The sequence below is a fragment of the Streptomyces tricolor genome (assembly GCF_002155905.1).
GTDB lineage: Bacteria > Actinomycetota > Actinomycetes > Streptomycetales > Streptomycetaceae > Streptomyces > Streptomyces tricolor.
In genome coordinates, this window is record NZ_MUMF01000270.1 from 1 (window position 1) to 24,211 (window position 24,211).

The 24,211-nt window shown below is 75.0% G+C and carries 9 protein-coding genes; 3 read left to right on the forward strand and 6 right to left on the reverse strand.

Annotation, left to right across the window (positions count from 1 at the left end; all coding sequences use genetic code 11):
* Window positions 1-734 precede the first annotated feature (734 nt).
* A complete protein-coding gene (locus CCN44_RS20055) occupies window positions 735-1,364 on the forward strand; it encodes a hypothetical protein (RefSeq protein WP_086698473.1) in 630 nt (209 codons plus the stop codon).
* Between the two features lie 262 nt (window positions 1,365-1,626).
* Window positions 1,627-2,286 (forward strand): DUF2867 domain-containing protein, encoded by a 660-nt coding sequence (locus CCN44_RS20060; RefSeq protein WP_086698474.1) that lies wholly within the window; start codon window positions 1,627-1,629, stop codon window positions 2,284-2,286.
* A gap of 281 nt (window positions 2,287-2,567) precedes the next feature.
* Here the strand turns inward: CCN44_RS20060 and CCN44_RS20065 are convergent, their stop codons facing one another.
* The 3 genes from CCN44_RS20065 to CCN44_RS20075 form a co-directional block, all read right to left on the reverse strand.
* Complete coding sequence (locus CCN44_RS20065; RefSeq protein WP_059255668.1) at window positions 2,568-3,536, reverse strand: zinc-binding dehydrogenase; 969 nt, start codon at window positions 3,534-3,536, stop codon at window positions 2,568-2,570.
* A gap of 126 nt (window positions 3,537-3,662) precedes the next feature.
* Window positions 3,663-4,865, reverse strand: coding sequence for an acyl-CoA dehydrogenase family protein (locus tag CCN44_RS20070; protein WP_086698475.1), 1,203 nt, complete (start codon window positions 4,863-4,865; stop codon window positions 3,663-3,665).
* A gap of 94 nt (window positions 4,866-4,959) precedes the next feature.
* Complete coding sequence (locus tag CCN44_RS20075) at window positions 4,960-6,594, reverse strand: acyl-CoA carboxylase subunit beta (RefSeq protein WP_086698476.1); 1,635 nt, start codon at window positions 6,592-6,594, stop codon at window positions 4,960-4,962.
* 227 nt (window positions 6,595-6,821) lie between these two features.
* On the opposite strand from CCN44_RS20075, the gene CCN44_RS20080 reads away from it, so the two are divergent.
* On the forward strand, window positions 6,822-7,613 hold the full coding sequence (locus CCN44_RS20080) for a putative protein N(5)-glutamine methyltransferase (RefSeq protein ID WP_059255673.1): 792 nt from the start codon (window positions 6,822-6,824) through the stop codon (window positions 7,611-7,613).
* Between the two features lie 36 nt (window positions 7,614-7,649).
* Here the strand turns inward: CCN44_RS20080 and CCN44_RS44485 are convergent, their stop codons facing one another.
* From CCN44_RS44485 to CCN44_RS43340, 3 genes are all read right to left on the reverse strand, one after another.
* Window positions 7,650-8,891, reverse strand: a complete 1,242-nt coding sequence (locus CCN44_RS44485) for a phthiocerol/phthiodiolone dimycocerosyl transferase family protein (protein WP_158103125.1) — start codon at window positions 8,889-8,891, stop codon at window positions 7,650-7,652.
* Window positions 8,892-9,034: 143 nt separating this feature from the next.
* The gene (locus CCN44_RS20090) at window positions 9,035-9,853 is read right to left on the reverse strand and encodes an arylamine N-acetyltransferase family protein (RefSeq protein WP_086698478.1); all 819 of its coding nucleotides are present in this window, start codon (window positions 9,851-9,853) and stop codon (window positions 9,035-9,037) included.
* Window positions 9,854-9,913: 60 nt separating this feature from the next.
* Window positions 9,914-24,190 (reverse strand): type I polyketide synthase, encoded by a 14,277-nt coding sequence (locus CCN44_RS43340; protein ID WP_208639804.1) that lies wholly within the window; start codon window positions 24,188-24,190, stop codon window positions 9,914-9,916.
* Between the last annotated feature and the right edge of the window lie 21 nt (window positions 24,191-24,211).

The following is a 24,211-nucleotide window of genomic DNA, read 5'->3' on the forward strand; positions in this document are numbered from 1 at the left end:
GATCGCCAGGTCGGCCGCGAACTCCTCGGCGGCCGGACGGTCGGACGCCCCTCGTGCCCGGCGATCGAGTCCTTCTCAGGTCCTCCCTCGGCGGATGGGCCCTCATGCCCAGGGCGGATTCGGTCCGCCGTGACGGACGACGCGCGGCCACCCCGTCCAGGGCCAGCATGCCCATCATGGCGACAGCGACCGCCCCGCTCCCCGCCCCAGCCCAGACGGGCGCGGGGGCGGGGAGCGGGGCGGTCGCTGTCGTCATGATGGGCATGCTGGCCCTGGACGGGGTGGCCGCGCGTCGTCCGTCACGGCGGACCGAATCCGCCCTGGGCATGAGGGCCCATCCGCCGAGGGAGGACCTGAGAAGGACTCGATCGCCGGGCACGAGGGGCGTCCGACCGTCCGGCCGCCGAGGAGTTCGCGGCCGACCCGGCGATCGTGAGGTCCTGCAAGGGGGCCAGGTCGATGCCGATGGGGCGTTTCGGGGTCGTCGCTCTCGCCGCGACCCGGCTGTGGCTGCGGTGAGGACCTGCCGGGCAGCCCGTGGTTCGGCGCCCTGGTCGTCGTCGCGTACGCCGTGAGGAGGATCGCTTCGTCGGTGGGCTCAGCCTCACGGCGGAAAGGGGTAGCGACCGGTGACTGACGTGCGGGGAGCGGATGTTGAGCAGGATCGGTCGTGGCAGAGCGGAGGTTCTCTCACTCCGGCCCTTCGGTTCCACCACCCCGAACGGAGTTCCACCATGCCCGGATTCAAGCTGTCCGACCGCGCCGTCGCGTTCCTCGCCGCGACCGCCGTGGTGGCAACCACTGCGGGGGTCGCCTCTGCGTCGACGGCACCCGCGTCCGAGCCCGGCAAGGCCGTGCGGGCGTCCGCCCCTTCCGGGAGCCTCACCTCCAGTCTCAAGGGCTGGGGCCGTATGGACTATCCCGATGCCGGTCACGACATCCAGGTCACCGTCGACGCCCACGCCACCTTCAAGGGCGTGGGCTGGGCCAAGCCCGACAGAGCCTGGGGCACCTTCCGCATCTACCACCGGATACCGGCCGCCAACGGGGAGCCCGAGCAGGTCAATTGGGGCGACTTCACGGTCGACTGCCTGACCAGCGGCGGCCCCACCGCCACCGTGACGGGGCGCATCGTGCGCACCGGGGGTAACGCCGGGGCCTGGGACGACTATCTGAAGCGGCACATCCGCATGGGGGTCAGTTTCTACGTCGCAGAAGGCAAGGGCAGCGGTCCCAGCCGCATCGGGCTCTCCGGGGGCACCGAGGAGCACGAGCCGCTGCTGAGCAGGTGCATGGCGCCGGCCGCCGACTCCAAGGTGGTCAAGGGCGGCTACGACCTCACGGACAAAGTTCCGGCCGGGTAAGGACTCTTCAGGGGAGCGGGGCAGTCGGGGCCACACCGTCGGGCCACCGGGCAGAACCTGACCGCCGGGAGCCCCGCAGCCGGCCACGCGTACGTGGCCGCCTCCCACCAGCCGCGGCCCCAGCACCACGGCATCGCGTCGCCGACCGCCGCTCGGCCGCGGCTCTGCCGTGTCTCCTGTCACATGGCCCGACCAAGTATACGGAGCCGTATAGATGGGTCTATGCTCCATCTATACGCCACCGTATAGACAGGGGCCTGCCATGAGCGATCTGCGCCTTCCCTCGACCGACCACACGTCCCGCCCCTGGCGGATCCACGAGATCGCCGGCGACTTCCGGCTCGAGGACCTGTGGGCGCTGCCGACGCCGGGCGGCCCGGACGACCTGCACCACTTGGTCCAGCAGATGGCGGACGGCAAAGAGGGTCCGCACGGCGGCAACCCCGTGGGCCGCTTCCTCTTCGCCGTGCGCTGGAAGCTCGGCGCGCTGCTCGGCTGGGACAAGCCGGACTCGGGCGTCGGCGGCCGGGTGGCGACGCTGCGCGACCGGCTGCCGGACGACCTGCGTGAGGGGCCGCGGGGGCCCGACCTCACCGCGGCGCCCTTCACCTCGGTCTTCCAGACGCACGACGAGTGGGCCGCCGAGTACGCCAACAAGACCATGCACGGGGTGATGCACATCGGCTGGGTCCCCGACGGGAACGGCGGCTACCGCGGCCAGATGGCCGTCCTGGTGAAGCCCAACGGCCGCTTCGGCTCGCTGTACATGCTCGGCATCAAACCCTTCCGGTACCTGGGGGTGTACCCGGCCCTGATGCGATCGATCGGCCGGGAGTGGCGGGATAACACGGCACGCCGAACGGCAGGCGGTCCGGGAGGTCTGGTTCCGGGGAACGGCCAGACGGCGGACGAGCACGCGTGAAGCCCCCCGGGAGGGACGCCCGGCAGCAGGCAGGACGGCAATCTCGCCCGCCGGCAGTTCCTCGCCGAGCGGGTCGCCCACACGGCTGTCGCGGCCGAACCCGACGGCGGACGGAGGCACCCTGTGTGACGGGGGTCCGCGGCGCCGGGCCCGCCGGAGGGGACCGGCGGGGTTGCGGCGCTTCTCCGTGGGGTGTGGTGCCGGCACGCTGCCGCCGGGCGTTCACCCGGGGCAGGCGGTGCCGGAACGTTCAGCGCGTGCCGGGGCTCGCGCTTCGCGTCCTACGGCCAGCTCAGTACGAGGTTGCCCCGGACGTCGCCGTCCAGCAGGCGCTTGAACGCCGCGCGTGCGTCCTGGGGCGGCATCACGTCGTCCACGAGGGGGCGGATTCCGGTGGTGTGCATCAGGGCGAGCATCCGCGCGTACTCGTCCCGTGTGCCGCTGAACGACCCGACGATGTTGATCTGGTGGAAGTAGACCCGGTGCAGCCGGGCCGGTGAGACATCGCCGGAGGTGGCGCCGGCGACGACGACCGTTCCTCCGGTGCGCACGCTGTGCAGGGAGTGCGTCCACGTCGCCCGGCCCACGCTGTCGATGACGGCGTCCACCTGTTCGGGCAGGCGCGTCTTGGGTTCGAACGCCGCGTGGGCCCCCAGGCGGCGGGCCAGCTCGCGCTTGTCGGGGGTACGGCTGGTGGCGTACACCCGGAGTCCGCCGGCCGCGCCCAGTGTGATCAATGCGGTGGAGAGTCCGCCGGCGGCGCCCTGGACGAGCACCGAGTCGCCCGGTTGCAGCCTGGCCTTGGTGAACAGCATGCGGTAGGCCGGCAGCCAGGTGCAGATCAGGCAGGCCGCCTCTTCCCAGGTCAGCTGGTCCGGGACGGGCAGCAGGCTGGCCGCGGGCGCGGCGATGTACTCGGCCAGCGTGCCGGGCCGGGCGCCGACGAGTTGCGCGGCCGGCAGGAGCAGGGTCTCGTCCGCGGTGCCCGGCGGGGACTCCAGCACGGGGTAGAGCGCCACGCGCCGGCCGTCGGGGTCCTCCCCCGCCGCCTCGCAGCCCAGGATCCGCGGGTACTTGTCGTGGTTGAGGCCGACGCCCCTCAGGGTCCACAGGTCCTTGTGGTTGAGGGAGACCGACCTGGTCCGCACGCGCAGCCACCCGTCGGGGACTTGGGGGTCGGGGCGGTCGCCGATCACCAGTGCGGCGAGCGGGTCCTCCGCGTCGGGACGTGCCGCGTAGACAGCCTTCACCGGCTCGTCCCTCCGCCCCGGCTCATGCCCCGCGGGCGGTGGTCCGTGGCGTTCGGGGGCGGGGGGATGTCGTGACGTTGCATGGGGACTCCTTGGGGTGCGGAGGGAGTTGAGGTGGCAGGAGCTTCAGCGGAATGCCTGGATGCCGGTGACCGCCCGGCCGATGCTGAGGGTGTGGACTTCTTCGGTGCCCTCGACGGTGAGCACGGCCTCCAGGTTGGACATGTGCCGCATCACCGGGTAGTCGAGGGTGATGCCGTTGGCGCCGAGGATGCTGCGGGCGGTGCGGGCGACCTCGGTCGCGGCGCGTACGTTGGCGAGCTTGCCGAGGCTGAGGTGGGTGGGCACCAGCCGGCCGGACTCCTTCAGCCGGGCCAGCCGGAGCGCGGTCATCCCGGCGTGGGTGATGTCCACCACCATGTCCGCGAGCTTGCGCTGGGAGAGCTGGAAGGAGGCGAGCGAGCGGCCGAACTGCTCACGGCCGGCGGCGTAGTCGAGCGCGCTGGCGTAGCAGGTGCGGGCGGCGCCGACCACGCCCCAGATGATGCCGAACCGGGCCTCGTTCAGACAGGAGAGCGCCGTTTTCAGTCCGTGGGCACCGGGGAGGGCCGCCGCGGCGGGGACCCGCACCTCGTCCAGGGTGAGCCCGGCGGTGTTCGAGGCCCGCAGGGCGAGCTTGCGGGTGATCTGCCGGGCGGTGAATCCCGGCGTGTCGGTGGGGACGAGGAAGGCGCGCACGCCGTCCTCCGTGTGCGCCCAGATCACGGCGACGTCCGCGAGGGAGCCGTTGTTGATCCACGCCTTGGTGCCGTTCAGCACCCAGTCGTCCCCGTCGCGCCGGGCGAACGTGCGCATGGAGCCCGGGTCGGAGCCCGACTCCGGTTCGGTCAGGCCGAAGCAGCCGAGCACCTCGCCCGCGGCCATGCGGGGCAGCCATTCCCGCCGCTGCTCCTCACTGCCCCAGCGGTGGATGGCGCACATGGCGAGGCAGCCCTGCACGGACACGAAGCTGCGCAGGCCCGAGTCCACGGCTTCCAGTTCGCGGCAGGCGAGGCCGTAGGCGGTGGCGGAGAGCCCGGCGCAGCCGTAGCCGTCCAGTTGCATCCCGAGCAGCCCGAGCGCGCCGAGTTCCTTGGCGATCGAACGGGGCAGCTCCGCGCGCTCGTACCAGTCGGCGATGTGCGGCAGCAGCTCGGTCGTCGCGTAGGCGCGCACGGTGTCGCGCACGTCCCGCTCGGTGGCGTCCAGCTCGTCGTCCAGGGCCAGGAAGTCATGGGGATCGGGTGCCTGCGCCGGCGGGGACTGGGTGGCGCTTCCGGGGAGAGTCACGTGCTTCGCCCTTCTCGGTCCGTCAACTGTCAGGTGGGGTGCCGCTGTGTTCCCGCTCGTGCCGTCGCGCCCCGTCACGGGGCCTGGAGCCTGCTCAGAGCGGGATGTTGCCGTGCCTGCGGGGCGGCCCTTCGGCGCGCTTGGTCGCCAGCAGCCGCAGTGCCCACCCGATCTGTGCGCGGGTGTGCGACGGCTGGATGACCGCGTCGACGTAACCCCGGTCGGCCGCGGCGTAGGGGGTGGCCCGGTCCTCGTACTCGCGCACCAACCGGGCGCGCCGCTCCTCCAGTTCGTCGCCCTCGAGTCCCGCCAGTTCCTTGCGGTAGAGGATGCCGACGGCTCCCGCGGCGCCCGTGACGGCGATCTGTGCGGTGGGCCAGGCCAGGTTGATGTCGGCGCCGAGGTGCTTGGAGCCCATGGCGCCGTAGGCACCGCCGTACGCTTTGCGTGTGATCACCGTGATCTTGGGGACGACCGCCTCCGCGTAGGCGTAGATCAGTTTGGCGCCCCGCCGGATGATCCCGTCCCACTCCTGGTCGACGCCGGGCAGGAAGCCGGGCACGTCCACGAACGTCAGGACGGGCACGTTGAACGCGTCGCAGGTCCGCACGAACCGCGCCGCCTTCTCCGAGGCGTCGATGTCCAGGCACCCCGCGACCTGGGTGGGCTGGTTGGCGACGACCCCGACGCTGCGCCCGTCGACCCGGCCGAAGCCGACGACGATGTTCGGCGCGAACAGCCGCTGCACCTCCAGGAACTCGCCGTCGTCGAGCACCCGGGTGATGACCTCGCACATGTCGTAGGCCTGGTGGGGCGAGTCCGGGACGATCGTGTCGAGTTCGAGATCGGTGGCGGTGAGCCCGGCGGCGCTCGAACTCGCCCGCGGGGACGGGGAGAAGACCGGCGGCATGGAGAGGTTGTTGCTCGGCAGATAGCTGAGCAGGTCCTTGACGTAGGACAACGCGTCGTCCTCGTCGGAGGCCAGGTAGTGCGCCACGCCGGAACGGGTGTTGTGCGGGCGGCCACCGCCGAGGGTCTCGAAGTCGACCTCCTCGCCGGTGACGGTCCTGATGACCTCGGGTCCGGTGATGAACATGTGGCTGGTCCGGTCGACCATGACGGTGAAGTCGGTGAGCGCCGGCGAGTACACCGCGCCTCCGGCGCACGCGCCCATGATCAGCGAGATCTGCGGGACGACGCCGGAGCAGCGCACGTTGCGGTAGAAGATCTCGCCGTAGCGGCCGAGCGTGCCGACGCCCTCCTGGATGCGCGCGCCTCCGCCGTCGTTGATGCCCACGAGCGGGCAGCCGACCTTGGCCGCCAGGTCCATCAGTTTCACGATCTTGTCGCCGTGCACCTCGCCGAGCGTTCCGCCGAACACGGTGGCGTCCTGGCTGTAGACCGCCACCGGGCGGCCGTCGATCGTGCCGGTGCCGGTGACCACGCCGTCCCCCATGACGGCACGCTCGGGTGTGCCGGGAGCCGGCGAGTGCCGGGCCAGGGCGTCGAGTTCGACGAAGGAGCCGGGGTCGAGCAGGGCGTCGATGCGCTCGCGGGCGGTCCTGCGCCCCTTCGCCCGCTGGCGTTCCACCGCAGCGGCGCTGCCGGCGTGCAGTGCGGCGTCGACGCGCTGGTGGAGGTCGGCCAGTTTGCCTGCCGTCGTGCGCGGCCCGGGGGTGTCGGGGGCGGCGACCGCAGGGGCCCGGTCGGGGCCGATGGCCGTACTCATGATCGCCCGGCCGGCCGCCGGCGGGCGGCCCGCACGGCCGCCGCCCCGCAGTCGACGCCAACTTCCCCTTGTGCAAAGTTCATTGACCTCTCCTGCTAAGCTGGCTGAACTGTCTGTTGGTCACCGTAAGTTGCTCTCCCGCACCCCACATCCCCCGGTCTGACGGTGACGCGTCCGCGGCCGGTGCATCGGCGCGGCCGGCCGGGGTTCTTCCTCGAAAGGCTTCGATGTCGATCACTCCCGCCGATGAGGTGCTGCTGCGCACGGTGGCCACGCTGCGAGGCGCCGGATGCGTGTTCGCGGAGGAGGAGGCGCAGTTGCTCCTGGAGGCCGCCGCGACCCCCGCCGAGCTGGACGCGCTGGTGCACCGCCGGGTCGTCGGCGAACCCCTGGAAGTCATCCTCGGCTGGGCCGAGTTCTGCGGCCTGCGCATCCGGGTGGACGCCGGTGTGTTCGTCCCGCGTCAGCGCACCCGGTTCCTGGTCGACCTCGCGGCGGAGCTGGCCCGCCCCGGCGCGGTCGTCGTCGACCTGTGCTGCGGAACGGGAGCGATCGGTGCCGCCGTCGCCGCGCGGGTTCCGGGGATCGAGCTGGCGTGCGCCGACATCGACCCCGCCGCGGTCCGCTGTGCCCGGCTGAACGTCGGCCCCGAAGCCCGCGTGTACGAGGGCGACCTCTACCAGGCGCTGCCCGACGCGCTGCGCGGCCGGGTGGACGTCCTGGTCGTCAACGCGCCGTACGTGCCGACGGACGAGATCGCGATGATGCCGCCCGAGGCACGCGACCACGAGCCGCAGCACGCGCTCGACGGCGGCGCCGACGGTGTCGGGGTGCACCGGCGGGTCGCCGCCGGTGCCGCGCAGTGGCTGGCGCCGGGCGGCAGCCTGCTGATCGAGACCAGCGAGGAGCAGGCGCCGCTCACCGCGCGGGCGATGGCCGACCACGGCCTCCTCCCGCGCGTGTCGACGAACGACGAGATGTACTGCACGGTCGTCGTCGGGACCCGCGCGGGCGACTAGGGCCTGTCGTTCGGATCATGCCGGCGTCGCGGTACCTCATCCGGCCGGAACGGGCGCCCGGGCCGCGAACTCCCGCAGGGTCGCCCGGACCTGGGCGTGGACCGCGTCCATCTGCGCTTCCGTGAAGCACTCGGTGCTGTAGGGCAGCTCGACGCGGAAGCGGTCGCGGACCGTCGTCAGCGAGGCGAGCACCGGGCCGGACTGGAGGAACGACGGCGCCTTGCTGGACACCGCGAACCCTCGCATGTCGACGATCTCCAGTCCGGGCGGGCACGGCGGGAGGGTGACGCGTCCGATGTTGGTCATCACCACGCTCGCCGCCAGCAGCTGCGGGGTGGCCAGCAGCCGGTCCAGCGACTGCAGTTCCAGGGCCGGGTCGCCCCGGTCGACCGCGGCGCTCAGGCCCGCGGCGAGACGACGGCCGAGCACGACGAGGTCGGCCCCGGCGGGTACGTCGACCAGGTCCTGGTACCAGGAGGCGGCGGGGACCATGACCTCGCGGCTCAGCGGGGGCTCCACCCGCTCGCGCAGGTCCACCGTGGAGACGCAGGCCAGCCGGTGGCCGGCGTACTCGGCGGGCAGCCCGGAGCGTACGGCCGCGAGCACCGCCGCGCCGACCAGTCCGTGCACCGACACCTCGGCGGTCCGGGCGAACGCCAGGAGGCCCGCGGTCTCGGCGGCGGTCAGCCGGAGACGGCGTGACTGGGTCCGGCCCTGCTCGGGCGCCACCTCACCGGACCGGGCCGCGAGGAACGGGAGGGCGGCGACCGGGGCGCCCTCGGCCCGGTCGCGCCGCGCCTGGACGTAGGCGGCCACGTCCGCCTCGGTGACGGGTGCCAGGCGGTCGTCGATCGCCGCCGGCCAGTCCTCCCGGACCGGCCGGCCGGCCGGGTGCGTGCCGGCCTTGATCTCGGTGTAGTACTGCCAGATGCGGAACAACAGGGCCGTCGCGCTGCGGCCGTCGCAGATCGCGTGGTCGGCGCCCAGGAGCACCGTGTCCTCGTCCGCACCGGTCAGCAGCACCGCACGGACCAGCGGGCCGCCCAGCGGCAGCGGCGTGTTCCACTCCTGGACCAGCGCGTCCGGGCCGTCGGGACGCACGGTGAGGCGCGGCAGTTCGTCGGGCTTCAAAGGGCTGAGGAAACTGCCCTCGGCGTCCTGTTCGAGGCGGCTGCGCAGCGAGGGGTGGTCGGCCAGCACCGCGGTGAACGCCGCGTCGAGCGCGTCGGGGTCGACGCCGCCGCGCACCATGCACATCCGCACGGCTTGCGTTCTCATCTCCCCGGCGTACAGGTTCTCCGAGCGGGATAGGTTGCGACGCATGTCCATCCTGTTCTGTCGACGGTGACGAGACGGTGGGGCGAGGGTGACGAGAGGGGCGGCGGGGGCCGCATGGCGCGAGGACAACGGTGTGCCGGGCTTCAGCCGAGCGTGCCGTCGAGGATCGCGTCCCGGACCGCACGCACTTCCCCGTCGTCGGTGAGGGTCCGGGACTTCTCGATGCCGGCCCGCACCGTCAGCAGGCGCCGCCCCTTGAGCACCACCTGCCCGTCGGCGACGGCCCGGCTGTACAGCTGGGGCGCGCTCTCCAGCGTCACCGCGGCCAGTTTCACGTTCGCCAGGTCCTGGAAGGCGTGCCACTCGTCCGGCTCGCGGACCTTCGGGGTGAAGCGGTAGACCGTGCTCCAGCGCCCGAGTCGCGGCCTGCGCTGAAGGAGGACGCCGTCGCCCTCCTCCACCAGGCGGTACCGGCAGCCGTACTGGACCTGCTCCCGCCCGTCCGTGGCACCGTCGAGACGCAGCGGTTCGAGGAACGACGGTCCGGCGTACCCGACGTCGACGAGCCGGCGCACGCCGTCGACCCGGACCACCAGCAGCATGTGCTCGACATCGACGCCGTACTCCGCCTCCCCCTCGGCCGTGGTGCCGGCGATCAGGTCGGCCTCGTAGCCCAGTTCGCGCAGCAGGCGCTGGAACAGCCGGGTCATCTGGACGCAGCCGCCGCCCCGCCCCGCCGCGACGACGGCGTCGAAGGTGGCGTCCTGGTCGAAGTCGACCAGATCGACCACCGCGCCGCTCGCGGTCGGCACGGCCAGCGAACCGGTGCTGCTGAACGGCACGGCCTCCATGTGCCGCTTGTGGAGCCGGACGAGAGTGGCCAGATCCGGGGCGGGGCGGCCGGCCCGCTCGCTGTCGTGGCCCAGCCGCCGCAGGTAGATGTCGGTGTCGAACACGGTCACTGCCTCTCTGCTCCGGTGAGTCGCGCTGTGCGTCCGGTCGCCGCCCGGGGCGGGGCTGCGTCAGGCATCGGCCTTCGAGCCCTCCAGGTGTGCCAGCAGGTAGCCGGTGAGCGCCGCCGGGGTCGGATGGGCGAAGACGGCCGCGGGGGTCAGCGCGGTGCCGGTACGGCCGCCGAGCCGCCGGGACAGCTCGATCGCCAGCACCGAGTCCAGGCCCAGTTCGAAGAACCCGCGCTCGGCGTCGACCGGTTCGGCCGGATCCAGTTCGAGCACCTCGGTCAGCTGCGCCTGCACCAGGTCCAGTACGGTCCGCTCCCGCTCCTTCGGGCTCTGCCCGCTCAGCAGGTCCGTCCATCCGTTCTCGGCGGTCGCGCCGGACTGCGCCGCGTGGGCGGCCGACCGCCGGCGCATCCGGACCAGCCCGCGCAGCAGCGGCGGTACGGGACGGCCCGCCGCCGGGGCGGCCCACTGCTCGGGCCGGCCGGGCACCGCGAACGGTTCGCCGGAGCGCAGCGCCTCGGACACCGCCGAGAGCGTCACGTCCTGGTCCGTCGTGCCGTCGGCCCCGGTCACGGCCTCCGCGGGCAGCAGCACCGGGGCGCAGCCGGCGAGTCCCGCCGTCCGGCGCCGGGCGACGACCGCCCGGGCGAGGCCGTCGGCCGCGGCGTTCGCCGGGTGGTGCACCGGTCCCAGCAGGGCCGCTGCCGAGGTGACGACCAGGAACAGGGCCGGGCCGGCAGCGGCGGTGAGGTCGTCGAGGTGCCGCAGCGACTCGGTGCGCGCGGCGATCACCTCGGTGAGCCGGTCCGCGTCCAGTTCGGCGAGCCGGGTGTCGTCCGGCAGCCCCACGGCGTGCACCACCCCGGTGAGCGGGTGGTCGTCCGGGATGCCGTCCAGCAGCCGGCGCAGCGCGTCCCGGTCGCCGGCGTCGCAGGCGCGGACGGTCACCGACGCGCCGAGTGCGGTGATGTCGGCGGCCAGTGCGGCGGCGCCCTCGGTGCCGGGTCCGCCCCGGCCGGCGAGGAGAAGGTGGCGCACCCCGTGCTCGGCGACCAGGTGCCGCGCCAGCCGGGCGCCGGCCGTCCCGGTGCCGCCGACGATCAGGACGGTGCCGTCCGGGTCGAGGGCCCGGGCCGTCGCGTCCGTCGCGTCGGCCGGCACCAGCCGCGGCACGTGCACCCGTCCGGCCCGCACGGCGGCCTGCGGTGCGTCCGCGGCCAGGACACGGCCGAGGGCCGACTGTCCGGGGTCCGCGGGCGAGGCGCCCGCGTCCTCCGGCGCGGTGTCGAGCAGCACGAACCGTCCCGGGTACTCGGCCTGGATCGCGGCGATCATCTCCCACACCGCCGCCGCGGCCGGGTCGAGCGCTGCGGCACCGGTGCCCTCGGGACCGGCCGGCACGGCGGCGCGGGTGCGCACCACCAGGCGGCGGCCCTCCAGGTCCGGTTCGTCCAGCCATGCCTGCGCGACGGCGAGCGCGCGACGGCACGCGTCCCCGGGCTCCCGGCCGGTGCCGACGTCGAACACGGCGGCGGCCACGGTGGGCGGGGCGGCGGCGAGTGCGTACACGTCCGTGTCGCCGTCGACGGCGGCCACCTCGACGGCACCGCACGTCGGCGCGGTGTCGAGCGGGACCCACTCGGTGCGCAGCGCACGGCCGTGCCGTCCCGCGGGGACGGCGGTCGCCGGCCGGGCCGTGACGCGGGCCGCGGTGAGTACCGGCAGGCCCGCGTGGTCGGCGGCCTCCAGGCCGACCCCGTCACCGGTCCGCCGCAGCCGGACGCGCAGCGCCGAGGCGCCGGTCGCGTGCAGCACGACCCGCTGCCAGGCCGACGGACGGTGACCCGCCGGGAAGCCCGCCGCGTGCGCCGCGGCCTCCAGCAGCAGCGGGTGCACGCCGAACTGGGCGGCCGTGTCGGCCTGGTCGGCGGGCAGGGCCACGTCGGCGTAGGTGTCCTCGCCGCGCCGCCAAAGTGCGCGCAGGGCCGGCGGCGAGGCGGCGCCGGTCGCCGCGGGCAGTTCGTCGAGGGCGACGGGTTCGGCGCCCGGCGGCGGCCAGGGAGCCGGGTCCGGCTCGGGCGCGGCAGGCGTGGCCATGGCCGTGGGTGACAGCACTCCTTCCGCGTGCACGGTCCACACCGGTCGGCGCCGGTCCTGTGCCGCGGGCGCCGACCGTACGGTCACGGGGCGGCGGCCGGCGGCGTCGGCGCCGTCGACGCTGACCTGGAGGCGTACGGCGTCCCCGGGGCCGAGGACCAGGGGCGTCCGCAGCTCCAGCTGGTCCAGGGTGCCGCAGTCGACCTCGTCCCCGGCCCGGACGGCCAGTTCGACCCAGACCGCGCAGGGCACCTCGGCCGGACCGCCGTCGGTGCCGGCGGTGAGCCAGGGCTGGTCGTGCGCCGAGAGCCGCGCCATGGCCGTCAGCCCGTCCGACGCGGGCAGTTCGACCATCGTGGCGAGCAGCGGGTGCTCGGTGCGGGCCAGCCCCAGAGCGCCGGTGTCGGTCGTCGGAGCGCTGCGCAGCCAGTAGCGCCGGTGGTCGAAGGGATAGGTCGGCAGGTCGCGGCAGAGTTCCCGCCAGGCGGTCGGTTCGGCCGGCAGGGTCGTCGCCCAGGAGACCGGCAGACCGGCGGCGAAGGCCTCCGCGAAGGCGGTCGTCAGCCGCTCCCGGCCGCCCTCGCCGCGCCGCAGGGTGGCGAGCACCGGTGTGCTACGGCCGGTGTCCTGGATGATGTCGAGGAGGGAGGGGACCAGCCCCGGGTGGGCGGAGACCTCGACCAGGGCGCGCGCGTCGGCGCTCACGGCGCGGACGGCGGAGTCCAGTTCGACCGGCCGGCGCAGGTTGCGGAACCAGTAGCCGGCGTCCAGGAGTTCATCGGGGCCGATCCAGCGGCCGTCGACGGTGGAGTAGAACCGGCAGCCGGGCACCAGCCCCTGTGCCGGCCGTTTCCCGATGCCGTCCAGGGCGGCCAGCATCGGCTCGCGGAGTTCGTCGACGAGGAACGAGTGGGAGGCGTAGTCCGCCCGGATCCTGCGGAACCACAGCTGCTGGTCGGCCGCGGCGGCGGCCAGCTCCTCGATGGCGGCGCGTTCGCCGGAGACGGCCACGGTCGCCGGACCGTTGACGGCGGCGATCTCCACCCGGCCCGCGTAGTCGGCGAGCATCTCCGTCATCCGGGCGCGGCTCACGCCGACCACGAGCATCCCGCCGGTGGACGGGAGCGCCGCGGCCATGCGGGAGCGCAGCACGATCGCGCGCAGCCCGTCCTCCACGGACAGCAGGCCCGCGACGCAGGCCGCGGCGATCTCGCCCTGGGACGCGCCGAGCACCACGTCCGGCACCACGCCGGCGGATGCCCAGAGCTGGGCCAGGCCGGTCATCATGACGAACGAGGCCGGCTGGATCACGTCCACCCGGGAGAGGTCGTTCTCCCCGCCGAGCGCCTGTTCCAGGGTCCAGTCGAGGTCGTACTCGGCGAGCAGCGCGTCGCATCGCCGTACCCAGGCGCGGAACTCGGGCTCGTGGTCCATCAGTGCGCGGCCCATGCCGGCCCAGTGGCCGCCCTGGCCGGGGAAGACGAAGACCACCTCGGTGCCCGCGGCGGACGGTCGGCCGGTCACGGCCTGGTCGGCGCCGCCGGCGGCCAGTGCCCGCAGCTTGCCGACGAGTTCGGCGCGGTCGGCCGCGATCACGGTGGCCCGTGTCTCGTGGTGGGTACGCCCGTGGGCCAGGGCCGCGGCCAGGGTCGGCAGGGGTGCGGTGCCGCGCTCGGCGAAGTCGGCCAGCCGGTCCGCGAGCGCGGCCAGCCGGGCCGGGTTCCCGGCCGTCACGACGAACGGCAGGGGGGTGTTCTCGGCGGGGCTCTCCCCCGGCTCGTCCACTCGCGGCGACGGGTCCCGGAGTATCCGGTCCGCTCGCGGCGACGGCTCCCGGAGGATCTCGTCCGCTCGCGGCGACGGCTCCCGGAGGGTCTCGTCCGGCCGCCGCAACGACTCCTGGGGGGTCTCGTCCCCGTGCCGCGGCGGCTCCTGGAGGGTCTCGTCAGGCCGCCGCGGCGGCTCCTCCAGGATGAGGTGGGCGTTGGTGCCGCTCAGGCCGAACGCGGAGACGCCCGCGCGGCGGGTGCGGCCGGGCCGGGACGGCCACGGCCGGGCGTCGGTCAGCAGCTGGATCGTGCCGCTGGACCAGTCCACCTCGGGGGTGGGGGCGTCCACGTGCAAGGTGGCGGGCAGGGCCTGGTGGCGCAGGGCCAGCACCATCTTGATCACGCTCGCCACGCCCGCGGCGGCCTGGGTGTGGCCGATGTTGGACTTCACCGAGCCGAGCCACAGGGGCTGTTCGGGGTCGCGCCGGCCGTAGGTGGCCAGCAGTGCCTGGGCCTCGATGGGGTCGCCGAGCCGGGTGCCCGTTCCGTGCGCCTCCACGGCGTCCACGTCGGCGGGTGCCACCCCGGCGACCGCGAGGGCGCGCCGGATCACCCGCTGCTGGGCCGGTCCGTTGGGCGCGGTGAGCCCGTTGGAGGCGCCGTCCTGGCTGATCGCGGAGCCGCGGACCACGGCGCTGACGGCATGTCCGTTGGCGTGGGCGTCGGCCAGGCGTTCCAGCAGCACCACGCCGACGCCCTCGCCGTTGCCGGTGCCGTCGGCCGAGGCGGCGAACGCCTTGCAGCGGCCGTCGGCCGCGAGCCCGCCGTTCTTGGCGAACTCCACGTACGCGCCCGGCGTGGCCATCACGGTGACGCCGCCGACCACGGCCAGCGAGCACTCCCCGTTGCGCAGTGCCTGGATGGCCAGGTGCATCGCGACCAGGGAGGAGGAGCAGGCGGTGTCCACGGACACCGCCGGGCCGGTGAAGCCGTACACGTAGGACACCCGGCCGGAGACCACGGAGACCGCGCCGCCGGTGCCGCGCAGGCCGTCGGACTGCGCGTCGCCGCCGAACATGCCGTAGCCCTGGCCCATCACGCCGACGAAGACGCCCACGTCGGTGCCGCGCAGGGCGGCCGGGTCGAGGCCACCGTCCTCCAGCGCCTCCCACACCACCTCCAGCAGCAGACGCTGCTGCGGGTCCATGGCCACCGCCTCGCGCGGGGAGATGCCGAAGAAGCCGGCGTCGAACTCCGCGGCGTCCGTGAGGAAGCTGCCCGCCTCCACCGGGACGGCGGACAGGTCCCAGCCGCGGTCGGTCGGGAACGGCGATCGTCCCTCCCCGCGGCGGACCAGCAGCTCCCAGAAGTCGTCCGGCCCCCGCACCCCGCCCGCCAGCCGGCAGCCGAGTCCGACGACGGCGATGTCGTCGTGCGTTCCGGCGGCCGCCGCGGGCGCCGGCTCGGTGGGTGCGGCGGCGGTGCCGGCCAGTTCCGCGCGCAGGAACCCGGCCAGCTGCCGGGGGGTCGGGTAGTCGTAGACGAGGGTGGCGGGCAGGGTCAGCCCGGTGGCGGCGGCCAGGCGGTTGCGCAGTTCCACCGCGCCGAGGGAGTCCATGCCGGCGCCCTTGAAGGCGCTGTCCGGCTCGATGCCGTCGGCGGACGTGTGCCCCAGGACCAGGGCGGCCCGGGAGCGGACCAGGGTCAGCAGCCGCGCCTCCTGCTCGGCCGGGGACAGTCCGACGAGCGCGGCGAGCAGATCGCCGGCCCCGGTGGTGCGGCCGGCCCGCCGGCGCACCCGGACGAGATCCCTCAGCAGCGGCTGCACCGGGCCGCCGGAGGCCGCGTCGGCACGGGCGGCGGCCAGATCCAGCCTGATCGGCACCACGTGTGCCTCGCCGCTGTCGAGAGCGGCGTCGAGCAGGGCGAGTCCTTCCTCCGGACGCAGCGGCAGTACGCCACCGCGGCTCATCCGTGCCCGGTCCGCGGCGTCCAGGTGCCCGGTCATGCCGCCGGTCTGCTCCCACAGGCCCCAGGAGAGGGCGAGGCCCGGCCGGCCGGCCGCGCGGCGCGCCGCCATGAGCCCGTCCACGTAGGCGTTGGCGGCGGAGTAGTTGGCCTGTCCGGCGGAGCCGAGCAGGCCGGCGGCCGAGGAGAACGCCACGAACGCGGCGAGACGGGAGTCCCGGGTCAGCTCGTCCAGGTGCCGCGCGCCCTCCGCCTTCGGGCCGAGGACGGTGGCGAGGCGGGCCGGGTCCAGCGCGCCGAGCAGCCCGTCGTCGAGGACGCCGGCGGTGTGCACGACGGCGGTGAGCGGATGGGCGGCCGGGACGGTGGCGAGGAGCGCGGCCACGGCGTCGCGGTCCGAGACGTCGCAGCCGGCCACGGTCACCGTGGCGCCCAGGCCGGACAGCTCGGCCACGAGGTCTTCGGCGCCTTCGGCGGCCGGTCCGCGCCGCCCGGCCAGCAGCAGGTGCCGGACCCCGCGGGCGCGGACCAGGTGGCGGGCCACGAGGGCGCCGAGGGAGCCGGTGCCGCCGGTGATCAGGACGGTGCCGTCGGGGTCCAGGGCGGGCTGTTCGGGGTTCCGCTCCGCGAGCGGCCCGGCGGGTGCCAGGCGCGGCAGGAGGAGGGCGGTGCCCCGCACCGCCACCTGCGGTTCACCGGTGGCCAGGGCCGCCGCGACCGCCGCCTCGACGTCCGCCGCCACCTCGGTGTCCGGCCCCGGGCCGGTGGCCGCCCCCGGGTCGGCGCCCGCCGCCTCGATGGCCGCCGGATCGGTGACCGTTGCTAGATCAGTGACCGTCGCAGGATCGGTGCCAGCCACCTCGATGGCCGTCGCCGCATCGGTGGCCGTCGCCGGGTCGAGGTCGAGCAGCAGGATCCGGTCCGGCATCTCGGCCTGGGCGGCGCGGACCAGGCCCCAGACGGCGGCCGAGGGGACGTCGGTGACGGTGGTGGTGCCGGCGGGCACGGCGCCGCGGGTCACGACGACGAGCCGGGCGTCGGCCGGAGCCTCGTGCTGCCAGGCCTGGAGCACGGCGAGCACCCGCGCGAGCAGCGGCTGTGCGGCGCGGCCGGCGGCGACGTCGAGCACGGCCGTGGCCGGCCGGCTGTGCCGCCGTCCGTCGGGTCCGGTCTCCTCCGCGCCGGTGTGCGTGCCCGCGGCGGCCGGTGCGGCGGTCCGCCCGGCGAACGCCGTCACGTCCTCGGGGCTCGCCACCGGAGCCATCGCCGTCCGTCCGGGCGGTGTCTCGGACGGCTCCGCGGCGGTCCAGACGACCCGGTACATCGCGTCCGCGGCGGCGCCGGCGCCCACGTCCTCCGGCCGGACCGGCGCCGCCGTCCAGGACCGGGCGGACACCACCGGCATCCCGGACTCGTCGGTCGCCTCCAGGGTCCACCGGTCCGCGCCGAGCGGGGTCAGCCGGGCGCGCAGGCGGCGCGCGCCGCTCGCGTGCAGCACGACCTCCTCCCACACGGTGGCGACAGCGGCGCCGGCCGTCACAGCCCGCGTCACCGTCTCCAGCAGGGCCGGATCGCAGCCGAACTCCGGGGCGTCGCCGGGCTCCGTGCCGTCGTCGCCGAGCGCGACCTCGGCGTACGTCTCCTCGCCGCGCCGCCACAGGCCCAGCAGGACGGGGCTGTCCTCCGGTGTCTCGACCGGCTCGGCGCCGGCCGGCGGCCACGCCCGCGGCACCGGGTCGGGGGCGGCGGGAGTGCGTGCGGACAGCTGACCGTCGGCGTGCCGGACCCAGGCGGTGGAGCCGTCCCGGGCGCCGTGGATCGCGAAGGGGCGGCAGCCCTGCTCGTCGGCCGCGCCCACCGTGATCTCCACCCGCACCCCGGTGTCCGGCGGTACGACGAGCGGGGTCTCGACGGCGAGGCGCGCGACCACGCCGCAGCCGACCTCGTCGCCGGCCCGCACGGCCAGGTCCAGGAGTGCCGCGGAGTTCACCACGGTCGCCCCGTGCACCCGGTGCCCGTCCAGCCAGGGGTGGGTGGCCGACGACAGCCGGACCGTGCCGACCAGTCCCCCGGTGTCCGGCACGGGGACGACGGCGGACAGCAGCGGGTGACCGGCGGCCACCTGGCCGAGGCCGGTCGCGTCGGTGCGCCCGTCGGCCGTCTTCACCCAGTAGTGCGCGCGGTCGAAGGCGTACGTCGGCAGTTCGACGGCGGGCGCGTCGGCCGGGAGCAGCGCCTGCCAGTCGGCCGGTACACCCCGCACGAACAGCTCGGCGAGCGCGCCGATCGCGGTCTGCGCCTCGTCGTGCCCGTCGCGCAGCATCGGCGCGCACACCGGCTCCGCGCCCGCGGCGGCGGCCGTCTCCAGCACCGCCGTGGCCAGGGCCGCGCCCGGTCCCATCTCCACGAACAGCTTTCCGCCCTGCTGGAGCGCGGCGGCCACGCCGTCGGCGAACCGCACCGTGCGGCGTACGTGCTCGACCCAGTAGTCGGGGCTGGTCATGTCGCCGTCCTGGTGGGCGACGACGCGGATCCGCGGCGGCTGCCAGGCGACACCGGCGATCGCCGCGCGGAACTCGGCGAGCATCGGATCCATCCGGGCGGAGTGGAAGGCGTGCGAGACCTTCAGCCGCTTGACCTTGCGGCCCTGTGCGCGCAGCGCGTCGGCGGCGGCGAGCACGGCGTCCTCGTCGCCGGACAGCACCACCGAGGAGGGCTGGTTCACGGCGGCGATGTCGACACCGGAGCCGAGGAAGGGGCGGACCTCGTCCTCGGTGGCGGCCACGGCGGCCATGGCCCCGCCGGCGGGCAGCGCCTGCATGAGCCGGCCGCGGGCGGCGACCACGGTCGCCGCGTCGTCCAGCGAGAGCATGCCGGCGACGTGCGCCGCGGTGATCTCGCCGATGGAGTGGCCGAGCAGCAGCCGCGGGCGGATGCCCCACGACTCGGCCAGGCGGAACAGCGCGGTCTCGACCGCGAACAGTCCCGCCTGGGTGTAGACGGTCTGGTCCAGCAGCGCGGCCTGCGGAGTGTCGGGTGCGGCGAGGACGACGTCCCGCACGGAGGTGCCCGCCGCGCCGCCGAGCCTGTCGTCCAGGCGGGCGCAGGCCTCGTCGAAGGCCGCCGCGTACACCGGGAAGCGGGCGTACAGTTCGCGTCCCATGCCGGGCCGCTGCGCTCCCTGCCCCGGGAACACGAACACCGCGGAGGTGGCGGCGCCGGCCGCGGCCGTCCCGACGGTGGTGCCGGGGACGGTCTCGCCGGCGGCGATCGCGTCGAGCCGTTTCAGCAGGGTCGCCCGGTCCGCCGCGGCGACGACGGCCCGGTGGGCGAGCAGGGCGCGGCCGTCGAGCAGGGTCCGTGCCGTGCCCGGCAGGGACAGGCCGGTCGCGACGGCCGCGCGCAGCCGCTCCGCCTGGCCCGCCAGGGCGGCGGGGGTGTGCGCCGAGACGACGAAGGGCAGTACGGCGTCTGCTCCGCTTTCCGGCGGCTCGGCCGCGGTGGCTGCCGGCTCGGACGCGACGGCTTCGGAGGCGGGCACGGCGGGTTCGGCCGGGGCCTGTTCGAGGATCAGGTGCGCGTTGGTGCCGCTGATGCCGAAGGAGGAGATGCCGGCCCGGCGGGGCCTGCCGGTCTCGGGCCAGGGGCGGCTTTCGGTGAGCAGGGAGACGGTGCCGGCGGACCAGTCGACGTGCGGGGTCGGCTCGTCCACGAAGAGGGTGGCGGGCAGCGTGCCGTGGGCCAGGGCGCCGACCATCTTGATCACCGAGGTCACGCCGGCCGCGGCCTGGGTGTGGCCGAGGTTGGACTTGACCGAGCCCAGCCACAGCGGCCGGTCGGGCGAGCGGTCCCGCCCGTAGGTGGCGATGATCGCCTCGGCCTCGCTCGGATCGCCGAGCGTGGTGCCGGTGCCGTGCGCCTCCAGCGCGTCGACCTCGTCCGGTGCGATTCCGGCGGCGGCCAGCGCCGCGCGGATCACCCGTTGCTGCGAGGGGCCGTTCGGCGCGGTGAGTCCGTTGGAGGCACCGTCCTGGTTCACGGCGGAGCCGCGGATCACCGCGAGGACGCGGTGGCCGTTGCGCCGGGCGTCGGACAGCCGTTCCAGGAGGACGACGCCCACGCCCTCGGACAGCACGGTGCCGTCGGCCGCCGCGGAGAAGGCCTTGCACCGGCCGTCCGCGGCCAGTCCGCGGGCGCGGGAGAAGCCGGTGACGCCGACCGGGGAGCCCATGACGGCGACGCCGCCGGCGAGGGCCAGCGCGCACTCGCCCTGGCGCAGCGCCTGTGCCGCGAGGTGGATCGCCACGAGGGACGAGGAGCAGGCGGTGTCCACCGTCATGGCCGGTCCCTCCAGCCCGAACACGTAGGACACCCGGCCGGAGGCGACGCTGCCGGCGGTGGCGGTGGTGGTGAAGCCCTCCAGTTCGGAGGGCACGTCGGCGAGTGAGCCGAGGTAGTCGTGGATCGACATGCCGGTGTAGACGCCGACGTCCTGCCCGCGCAGCGACAGCGGGTCGATGCCGGCGCTCTCCAGCACCTGCCAGGTGGTCTCCAGCAGCAGCCGCTGCTGCGGGTCCATGGCGAGCGCCTCGCGCGGGGAGATCCCGAACAGGGCGGCGTCGAAGTACCCGGCGTCGTGCAGGAATCCGCCCTGCCGGGTGTAGGCGGTGCCGGCGCGGTCGGGGTCGGAGTCGAAGAGACGGTCGAGGTTCCAGCCGCGGTCGTCCGGGAACTGCGAGATGCCGTCGCGGCCGTCGGCGACGAGCTGCCACAGCTCGGCGGGCGAGGTGACCCCGCCGGGCAGCCGGCAGGCCATGCCGACGATCACGACGGGGTCGTCGTCCGGGGCTTCGGCCGGCGCGGCCGGGCGCTCGGGTGTGACGGTGCCGAGCGTGCCGCCCACCTGTGCGAGCAGGTGCCGGGCGAGGGCCCGGGGGGTGGGGTAGTCGAAGATGAGCGTGGCGGGCAGCTTGACGGCGGTGGCCGCGGACAGCCGGTTGCGCAGTTCCACGGCGGTCAGCGAGTCGAAGCCGATGTCGCCGAACCGCTCGGCGTCCATGGCGGGATCGGCCTGCCCGAGGCCGAGGACGACCGCCACCTCGGTGCGGATGAGGTCGAGCACCAGCTCGGTCTGCTCCTGGTCGGAGAGTCCGGCGAGCCGGCGGGCCAGTGCGCCCTGGGCGTCGGCACCGGCCTGGGCCGTCCGCCGCGCCGGGCGCACGAGGGCGCGGAAGAGCGGCGGGACGGTCCCGTCCGCGGCCGACTCGGCGCGTACGGCGGCGAGATCGAGCCGGATCGGTACGAGGAGCGGGTCGCCGCACCGGATGCCGAGGTCGAAGAGGGCGAGTGCCTCGGCCGTCGGCATCGGGCGGACGCCGCCCCGGCTCATCCGGGTGCGGTCGACCTCGGCGAGTCCTCCCGTCATCCCGGTGGCCGGGCTCCACAGGCCCCAGGCCAGGGACACGGCGGGCAGTCCCGCCGCTCGCCGGGCCGAGACGACGGCGTCGACGTAGGCGTTGGCCGCCGCGTAGTTGCCCTGGCCCGCCGAGCCGAAGACGCTCGCGGCGGAGGAGAACGCGGCGAAGACCTGGGGCGGCCGGTCGCGGGTCAGCTCGTCCAGCAGGCGCAGCGCGCCGGCCTTCGGCGCGAAGACGCCGGCCATGCGGTGCGGGTCGAGGCCGGCGATGACGCCGTCGTCCAGGACACCCGCGGCGTGGACGACGCCGGTCAGCGGGTGCTCGGCGGGGATGGCGGCGAGCAGCGCCGCGAGCGCGTCGCGGTCCGACACGTCGCACGCGGTGACGGCGACGGACGCGCCCTGCGCGGTCAGTTCGTCCACGAGGGCGGTCACGCCCTCGGCGGCCGGGCCGCGCCGGCTCGCCAGCACCAGGTGGCGCACCCCGTGCTCGGTCACCAGGTGGCGGGCCAGCAGCGCGCCGAGCACTCCGGTGCCGCCGGTGATCAGCACGGTGCCGTCCTCGGCGAACCCCGTGGGTGTGCCGGGTTCGGTGAGCCGGGCGCGGCCGAGTCGCGGGGCGAGTACGGCGTCGTCGCGTACGGCGGTCTGCGGCTCGCCCGTCGCGAGGGCCGCCTCGATCGCCCGGTCCCGGTCGGCTCCGGGCTCGAGGTCGACCAGGACGAACCGGCCGGGGTTCTCGGCCTGTGCCGCGCGCAGCAGTCCCCATACCGCGGCGGCGGCCGGGTCGGTGACCGGGCCGGGTGCGGGGACCGCGCCCCGGGTCGCCACGACCAGCGGCACTGTGGCGAGGAGCGGTTCCTCCAGCCAGGCCTGGAGCACGCCGAGCACCCGGCACAGCAGCGGCAGCGGGTCGTCCGCGGCGGGGGTGCCGGCGTCGGGGTGCGCGGTCAGGTCGAGCACGGCGAGGTCGGGTACCGGCTCGCCCAGTTCCTCGGCGAGCGCGATCCGCGCCACGTCACCGGAGGTGGCGACGAGGGCCTGGTGGTCCGCCGGCCGCCCGGCGGCCGGCGGCACCCGCGTCCAGTCGACCTGCCACAGCGTGTCGGGGGCCTGCCGGGCGGGCTCGGTCCCCAGGTCGGACAGGGGCAGGGAGACCAGGGACTGCATGGTCAGGACCAGGGCCCCGGTCTCGTCCGCGGCGTCGAAGGACAGCGCGTCGGGGCCCGCCGGCGCGACCCTGACGCGCAGCGCGCCGGCGCCCGTCGCGTGCAGCCGGACGCCGTTCCAGGCGAACGGCAGGACGTTGCGGTCGTCGTCGCGCCGGTGGAAGGCGTTGGCGTGCAGCGCGGCGTCCAGGAGCGCGGGGTGGATGCCGAACTTGTCGACGTCCTCGCGGTGTTCGGCGGGCAGTACGGCTTCGGCGAAGATCTCCTCGCCGCGCCGCCAGACGGCGGTCAGTCCGGCGAAGGCCGGCCCGTAGTCGTATCCGCGGTCGGCGAGGCGGGCGTAGAAGTCGTCGACGTCCTCCCGGTGTGCGCCGGGCGGCGGCCACTGGCCGAAGTCGAATCCGCTGCCGCCGGTGTCGGCGGAGGAGTCGGACAGCGTGCCCGCCGCGTGGCGGGTCCAGCCCTCCCCGTCCCGGGAGCTGTACACCTCGACCGGGCGGCGTCCCGTCGTGTCCGTGCCGCCGACCGCGACCTGCACCCGGACGGCGCCTTCGGCGGGGAGCACGAGGGGTGCCTCGATCACGAGTTCGTCGAGGACTCCGTGGCCGAACTGGTCGCCGGCCCGGATGGCCAGGTCGACGTAGGCGGTTCCGGGGACCAGCACGGTGTTCTGGATGCGGTGGCCGGCCAGCCAGGGGTGGGTGGCGAGCGACAGCCGGGAGGTGAAGACCAGGCCGTCGGTCTGCGGGAGTTCCACCACCGCGCCCAGGAGCGGGTGGTCGCTGGTGGTCTGGCCCAGGGACTCGGCGCCGGCCCTGGTGCCGGGCATGGTGATCCAGTACCGCTGGTGTTCGAACGGGTAGGTGGGCAGGTCCAGCGGGGCGGGCCCGCGCTCGGGGACGGCCGTCGTCCAGTCGACCGTCACCCCGCGCACGAACGCCTCGGCCATCGAGGTGAGCATCCGGTCCAGGCCGCCTTCGTCGCGGCGCGTCGAGCCGACGGCGAGGACGTCGGCGTCGAGTTCCTCGGCGATGTCGGTGACGGCCGGCGTCAGGACGGGGTGGGCGCCGAGTTCGACGAAGACCCGGTGTCCTTCGGCGATCAGCTCCCGTACGGCCGGATCGAACAGGACCGTCTGCCGCAGGTTGCGGTACCAGTAGCCGGCGTCGAGCCGGTCCTCCTTGCCGAGCCACCGGCTCTCCACCGTGGAGTAGAAGGGGATGCGGGGCGGCGCCGTCGCCAGCCCGGCGAGGTCGGCCTCCAGGGTGGACCTGATGCTCTCGACGTAGTGGCTGTGCGAGGCGTAGTCGACGGGGATGCGGCGGAACCGGAAGCCCTGTTCCGCCGCCTGCGCGGCGAGTTCGTCCAGGGCGTCGGCCTCGCCGGCCACGACCACCGTGGACGGACCGTTGACCGCGGCGACCTGGAGCCGTTCGGCCCACGGTGCGATCCGTGCGCGCACCTCGTCCACGGGCAGCCCGACGGAGGCCATTCCGCCGCCGCGCGGCAGCACGTGGGCGATGGCCTGGCTGCGCAGGGTCACGACCCGCGCGGCGTCGGCGAGGGACAGCGCGCCGGCCACGCAGGCCGCGGCGATCTCGCCCTGCGAGTGGCCGATCACCGCGTCCGGGACCACGCCCGCGGACTTCCAGACCTCGGCGAGGGCGACCATGACCGCGAAGCACACGGGCTGGACGACGTCGACGCGCTCCAGTTCGCTGCCGTCGCCGCGGAGCACCTCGGTCAGCGACCAGTCGACCCACCGGTCGAACTCCTCCTCGCACTCCGCGATGCGGGCGGCGAAGACGGGAGAGGTGTCGAGCAGTTCGCGTCCCATGCCCGCCCACTGGGTGCCCTGTCCGGGGAACGCGAAGACGGTCTTGCCGGGTCCTGCCTGGCCGGCGGCACCGGTGAGCACGCCGGTGCCGCCGGCCAGGCA

Excerpts from the sequence above, each read along its gene's own strand:
- CCN44_RS20055 (WP_086698473.1), top strand. The coding sequence starts at position 735 with ATGCCCGGATTCAAGCTGTCCGACCGCGCCGTCGCGTTCCTCGCCGCG.
- CCN44_RS20060 (WP_086698474.1), top strand. The coding sequence starts at position 1,627 with ATGAGCGATCTGCGCCTTCCCTCGACCGACCACACGTCCCGCCCCTGG.
- CCN44_RS20075 (WP_086698476.1), bottom strand. The coding sequence starts at position 6,594 with ATGAGTACGGCCATCGGCCCCGACCGGGCCCCTGCGGTCGCCGCCCCC.
- CCN44_RS20080 (WP_059255673.1), top strand. The coding sequence starts at position 6,822 with ATGTCGATCACTCCCGCCGATGAGGTGCTGCTGCGCACGGTGGCCACG.
- CCN44_RS44485 (WP_158103125.1), bottom strand. The coding sequence starts at position 8,891 with ATGAGAACGCAAGCCGTGCGGATGTGCATGGTGCGCGGCGGCGTCGAC.